The following is a 5,898-nucleotide window of genomic DNA, read 5'->3' on the forward strand; positions in this document are numbered from 1 at the left end:
GTACGGGACGTCGAGCATGGAAGGATACGGAACCAACAGGGCCCCTCGGTCGCCGGTGTGATGAGTGAGATCACCACGCCAACGACGAGGGGTCCCGTCCTGTCACGCCCCTGCCCACCAGGTCATTTCCCACCGCGGGGCAGGATGAAAGAGGTTCAGTGGGGCCGACGAGACGACCTCCCGCCTTTCGGCAGTTCGCCAAGCGACTCCTGAATGACCGGAACGCGGCCGTCGCCGGCCCGGTGAGGCGAGTCATGAACCGGCGACGCGGCCGCATCCTCGTCATCGGCCACGCCACCCTCTGGCAGTCGACCACACGGATCGAACAGTCGTCGCAGCCAGCTACAGCGCATCTGCCGAGACGAAGCCCCGTCGACAAGGTGAAGAGACAGCTCCGTCCTGACCAATCCTTGCGAACAGGGGCATCATCTGAGTGCCGTCACCCAGGTCACCGTACGGTCAGTGACACTGCAAGCGGGATTCCCCAGGCCGTCGACGAGGACGTAGCGCCAGCCACCTGTGGATCGGACCCGCCGCGCCGCCTCAGGGCCCTTTTCGGAGATGCCGGGACATGGGCGGAGTCGACTACCCCCAGGCCCAGTCCGGTTGCTTCGCAGAGCGCAGCTGCGCCACCAGGACAGCCGTGGCACACCGACGACTAGCCTCGCCGCCGGATTCCGGCAACAACGGCTCAATCAGCGACCCCAGTTCGACAGAGACGATCCACGGTCGCGCCTCCCTCTTGCCACAGCCAGACCAACGAGCACCCACGCCGAAAGCGCACCGATGCAGCTCTTCTTTAGCACCTTTCAGGCGCCAGTCCCAGAAGACCTTCTTGAGCAAGAAGGAGGGTGGGGTGATCGGCTGCAACGACATCCCTCAAGAGCTCGATCGTACGGTGGTAATATTCTCGTGATTTACTGACTTCGCCTTGCGACCGGAAAACCGCGGCCAGATTAATGACGGTCGTGGCACATTCAGGGTGCCCTAGACCCAAGATCCTCTCCTTCATCGCAAGCGCCCGCTGATACCCTGACTCTGCGACGCTAAGATCCCCTTGCCGGTGAGCAATGGCCGCGAGGTTATGCTCCGTCACAGCAATATCGTAATGCTCGGGTCCGTACGCAGCACGGAATGATTGCAGCACGCTTGTAAGGATCTCCTGGGCTTGATCACTACGACCCAGGCCCTGCAGAATTGCCGCCCACGCTGCCGAGTCCTCGGCCACTTGAACAGTATCGGGGCCACAAACAGCGCGCCGAATTACGACCGCTCGGTATGCCCAAGGTTCGGCCAGCGCATATTTCCTTTGCGCGTGGAACAACCCGCCCAAGTTATGACAAACGGTTGCAACACTGGAGTGAACCGGGCCGTACTCGCCCTCGAGGATTCGCAAGGCCTGAATATATAACTCCTCAGCCAGCGAGAAGTTTCCTGTATATTTGCCCCACACCGCCAGCTCATTACAGACCGGAACTATCTTCGTCGAACCGGAACCGATATTCAAGGTCGCATTATCGAGCGTCAGACGCAAAAGAAGTCCAGATTCCCGATATCGCCCCTTCATTCTCCACACTCCGCCAAGTGTGGATTGCAAAGCAATACGGTCGTGTAATTCGGGGTTTGAAGCGAGTGCTTTACGCAGAGTCCTCTCCGCATCATCAAGACAGCCTTTCATCTGCTGCCTGCGAGCTTCCGCCAAGATTCGCTCTACGTGCGGGAATACTTGCGACAAAATTCCCCCCTCTCAGAGAGCCCTAGAAGTTACTCCCGACTGCCGCAGTCCGAGAGATTTCCACTTGGAATCATGTTGACTTGCCGGGAGATCCTCTTCTCCAGAGACCAAGAAATTACCGCAGCCAGCCCAAGGGCAACGAGGAAGCAGATAAGGATCCGTGCGCCAAACCCTCCCTCGAGAGCAAATCCAGCCAATGCCGGCCCCACGGCGAACCCGACTGTGCAGGTCAAAGCTGACGCACCGTTGTATCGGCCACGCAGGTGGCCAGGAGCCATATCGTTCACAAGAGGCGGGATGCTCGGCGCAAAAAGGGTTTCACCGATGCCAAAGACGACGGCGTACGCGATACACAAAGTCGTTGCAAAAGTGTGCGCCACTGAGCCCGCGGCAAGTAGAAGAACCCAAGCAATTGCCCATACGGAACACAGCACCATGACTGCGCGAGTTCTGCGCCAGCCAGCCACCCTCCGGCTCACAGCGAGCTGCACGGCGGTCACAGTCAGCGCATTAGCCAGAAAGGCCACACTCACTGTCCCCGCATCCAGGCGAAGTGAATCGGTTACATAGAGCGCAAATATCGAGTTAAACTGAGCATACCCAACGGCAAACAAGATCGCAATCAGCATCAAAAGGGCAAGGAATATCCGATCCTTGGTCACTGCGAGATATCCGCTCGCAGATTCCCCCTCAGCAGGCTGGCTACGGGGTTCAGACAAGTTTGCAGTGCTATCCGATTTCGCCAGTAATGCAACCGGTACAGCGATAAGGAATGTGGTGGCATCTAGGAGGTAGAGGACAACGAAATGCGAGAGGCCTCCAGAAGCCACTATCATGGCGGCGATAAGACTGCCAATAGCGATGCCAGCGTTGTGTCCTGCATGACGGAGCGAGAATGCCTGCGACCGTAAATCGGAGGCCACGAGGCGAGAAATCAGAGTATCTTGCGCGGGTAGTGCAACAGCTAACCCAAGACCAGTAAGTGCCGCAGATACAATTGCATGGGCAGAGGTTTCCGCCAAGGCTATGGCGACCGTGCCGGCCCCGGCTATCGCCAGCCCAATGGCTAATATAGGACGTGGCCCAAGTCGGTCAGACAGCGATCCGCCAATTGGGTTCCCCGCCAGCCCAGCCAGCGCTAAACAGGAGGTGGCAATCCCTGCTGTGCCGAGTGGGATTCCTCGAACACTATGAAAATACATCATAAGGAACGGCATGGTCATGCCGCTTCCTACAGCCGACAATGAATCGGCAGCCACAACGAGGAGGGCTTCTCGTCCCAAGCGGCGAAATATGGATCCAGATTTATCGAGCGTAGTTGTCACCATTTGGACACTGCCTTTGCCTACCCGGGGACCCGCAGAACATACGGGTCCCCGGGGCTAAAGTGAATTCAGCCTAGAGGGCAACAATTTCGTTGTAGTTCGACGCAAAGGCGTAGTCCACAACCTCCTCATTGTGGTTGGGATTCAGCGCGTAGTCCACAACCTCCTCATTGTGGTTGGGATTCAGCGCGTAGTCCACAACCTCCTCATTGTGGTTGGGGCTCAGCGCGTGAAAGGTTTCAGTGTTCATGACATAATCCCTTCGGGGGAATGAGCTTGAACGGAATCTCCGTTGTCGACCCGTTGCCGTCATCGAAGCTCATTTATCGCCTTCGAAATTGAGTAATCAATGCTCCACGATGCTGTCAGCGGGCTGACGGATGCGCCGCATGGCTTGGCTGATCGGTCGCCTTGCGAAGCCGCCAGTAGCCCGTGGCCCCTCTGACGACTAAGCCCGTCAGCACACCCGCCGCTCGCGCGGCTAGTGTGGCTTGGCGCACTGGGCAACCCCAGGCGTTGCCCAGCCGGAGCTCAGCCCGCCCAGCGAGATCGACTGGTCTGCCCGACTTGAGGTATTTCGCCATACCCTCTCTAGGGGTGCCCCGGCACTTGATACTGCCGCCGATTGCCATGGCCACCCTTGACACAGAGAATGTCGGCCACCCCTGGGGCCGCTTCCCCGGCCCTTAGGTTGTTTGGCCAGGGCACGGACTGAGCGAGATTTACGAGTCGACTTGTTATTTCTGGTGATGGTGCTCTACCTTTCAGGTATGGCTCAAAAAATCATCACCGTCTACACGGACGACCTCACCGGCGAGGAAAGCGCAGAGGCCGCAACGCATGCTTTCTCCCTCGATGGTGTCGCGTACGAGGTCGACCTCGGACCGGACAACTACGACAAACTGTTGGACGCCCTGGCACCCTTCATGAAGGCTGGCCGCAAGACTGGCCGCCTGAAGGGTGGGGTTTCAACTCCGCGCAAGGCGAACAGGACTCAGGACACGGCCCAGATTCGTGAATGGGCTAGAGAAAACGGCTATGACGTGAGCGAACGGGGCCGCGTGCCTGCCGCAATCCGGTCAGCCTACGAGCAAGCGCACTAACTAGTCAGCGAACGCAAGAGAATCGAGCGCGGCCTGCACTCAACTGCAGGCCGCTCGGCCTCACTGCGTCCCGCCCGCCCTCCGACGCACAGGACATGGCGGTTAGGGCTGCTGAGACAACCGTTCGCGGGCTGGCGATGAGAGCTCGGCGGCGGGGCTGTCAGCGAGGCGGTGCCTGCTCGTTCAGGTTGTACGGCTGGACATGTACAGATCGGGTGCGCATTGGGCCCTTCTGGACTCCAAGCGGTACAAAGAGGACGAGACTGAGTAAGCCGTCTCTTTGCTGACCGTCGCGCCTGGCAATAGGGGCATGATGCCCTGCTGCTTGAAGTCGATGGCGACAAAGGTGGCCGAGGTCATCACCGACACCCAAATCGAGCGCTCCCCTACGGGGGTGATGCGACGTCTTCCTCCGTAATCATGAAGAACGTGACCAGCTCCGCGACCGGCAATCTGACTGGCTTTCCACCCATCCAGGTGACGATGCTCCTGACTGCTGCGTTCCTTGTTCGGGACGGCGGCTCCAGTTCAGAGGACAGCGGGAGAAGAAGAATCACGCGGCTGTGCTGGCGAAGCCGAGTGCTCGGGCTTGCGTTCGTAGCGGCATGTAGTCGCGGTGCCCCCGACAGTCGGGTCACCCCTGGCCGCTCTCGCTGCCTGCCAAGGCAGCGGCCACTGGGCCTCGACTCCGCGCACGCCCATGCGGTCCTGGCAGCGGCCTGGTCCTCGTAGCCAGATATGCGCATTCGAACTCCGCCGCGTGGAATCGAGGCGGAAGCCAGACAGCTCCGGGGACATCTCGCCAGAGCGTCGATGACTTCGCAGCGGCCAGCGAGGAGGCGTCCTCACTCACCCGGACGCGGAGAGCATCAATCAACTTCCCTGGCCTGTCTGGTCATGTCGGAAGCCGTGTGGCCTGGCCGACATGGCGATGATCGGGCACGGTTAGCCAAATCTTGGACACTGAAGGTATGACGCACGCCAGTGCGGCTCCCGTGACGCGGACCTCCGGCGGCAACCACGTGGTGGTCGCAAGGACCGTCAAGAACCAAGGCTTGGCCTCCATGGGCGCCTTCGCAGTCCTTCACTCACAGGCGCCGCGCAAGCACTACGACCTCCGGGTCGGCAACGAACGGCACACCGCAGCCCTGCGGAACCTGTTCAACAAGCTCCTCCGCTGCTTCGTTTTCTACAGAGAGACACAAGACCCCCTTCGCCCCGGCCACCTGCTGATGGGCCCTCACTGTACGTAGAGTCGACACAGAAATCGTCCAGTCGACCTCGCCCATGGCGCCAAGGCTTGCAGCATGGCCCAGCAGCCCAGTCCCGAGTCACGTCCGTCGACCAGTGGCGGAATCCTTCATAGATCACCTTCCACGGCCGTGCGTTCTGAAGGTCTCAAGCCGCCCCGTGGACAGCTTCGGGAGAATCCCGTTGCCCCCTGAAGTCCTGCCCTGGCCTGCCCGTCCGCCGCAAAAGTCACAGCACTATCCACGACACACCAGCCAACTCACGACGGCACAAGGAAGCCGGCACGGTTGAGTGAGCGCCCCTATTGCAGCGCACCGCCTCATGTTCTCGACGGGTCATGACGAGGCTAGTCCACGTGCCAGCTGTCACTCCATGTCTTTCCTTAGACCGTGTCCTATGTGGTGAGGCGGACGTTGGGCTTGTCATGGGGCGGGGTACGTGGAGTTGGATCGTTCCGGACGGGCTGTGGGAGATCACGAAGCCG

General features: G+C 60.0%; 5 protein-coding genes. 1 reads left to right on the forward strand and 4 read right to left on the reverse strand.

Translation table 11 applies throughout. From position 1 onward, the window contains the following. Window positions 1-799 precede the first annotated feature (799 nt). From ACF08N_RS37645 to ACF08N_RS37655, 3 genes are all read right to left on the reverse strand, one after another. On the reverse strand, window positions 800-1,702 hold the full coding sequence (locus ACF08N_RS37645) for a tetratricopeptide repeat protein (RefSeq protein ID WP_392329208.1): 903 nt from the start codon (window positions 1,700-1,702) through the stop codon (window positions 800-802). 62 nt (window positions 1,703-1,764) lie between these two features. Then, the gene (locus ACF08N_RS37650; protein ID WP_392329209.1) at window positions 1,765-3,063 is read right to left on the reverse strand and encodes an MFS transporter; all 1,299 of its coding nucleotides are present in this window, start codon (window positions 3,061-3,063) and stop codon (window positions 1,765-1,767) included. Between the two features lie 70 nt (window positions 3,064-3,133). Further along, the gene (locus tag ACF08N_RS37655; protein WP_392329210.1) at window positions 3,134-3,310 is read right to left on the reverse strand and encodes a hypothetical protein; all 177 of its coding nucleotides are present in this window, start codon (window positions 3,308-3,310) and stop codon (window positions 3,134-3,136) included. 520 nt (window positions 3,311-3,830) lie between these two features. Between ACF08N_RS37655 and ACF08N_RS37660 the strand changes: the two genes are divergently transcribed. Further along, window positions 3,831-4,163, forward strand: a complete 333-nt coding sequence (locus ACF08N_RS37660) for an Lsr2 family protein (protein WP_392329211.1) — start codon at window positions 3,831-3,833, stop codon at window positions 4,161-4,163. Between the two features lie 1,088 nt (window positions 4,164-5,251). Here the strand turns inward: ACF08N_RS37660 and ACF08N_RS37665 are convergent. Beyond that, entirely contained in the window at window positions 5,252-5,452 is a 201-nt protein-coding gene (locus ACF08N_RS37665; RefSeq protein ID WP_392329212.1) for a hypothetical protein, read from the reverse strand. Window positions 5,453-5,898 lie beyond the last annotated feature (446 nt).

The organism is Streptomyces sp. NPDC015127, assembly GCF_043080095.1.
Lineage (GTDB): Bacteria > Actinomycetota > Actinomycetes > Streptomycetales > Streptomycetaceae > Streptomyces.

What these genes read in the sequence shown, in the direction of transcription:
- ACF08N_RS37660 (WP_392329211.1), top strand. Translation starts at nt 3,831, where the DNA reads ATGGCTCAAAAAATCATCACCGTCTACACGGACGACCTCACCGGCGAG.
- ACF08N_RS37665 (WP_392329212.1), bottom strand. Translation starts at nt 5,452, where the DNA reads ATGGGCGAGGTCGACTGGACGATTTCTGTGTCGACTCTACGTACAGTG.
- ACF08N_RS37655 (WP_392329210.1), bottom strand. Translation starts at nt 3,310, where the DNA reads ATGAACACTGAAACCTTTCACGCGCTGAGCCCCAACCACAATGAGGAG.
- ACF08N_RS37650 (WP_392329209.1), bottom strand. Translation starts at nt 3,063, where the DNA reads ATGGTGACAACTACGCTCGATAAATCTGGATCCATATTTCGCCGCTTG.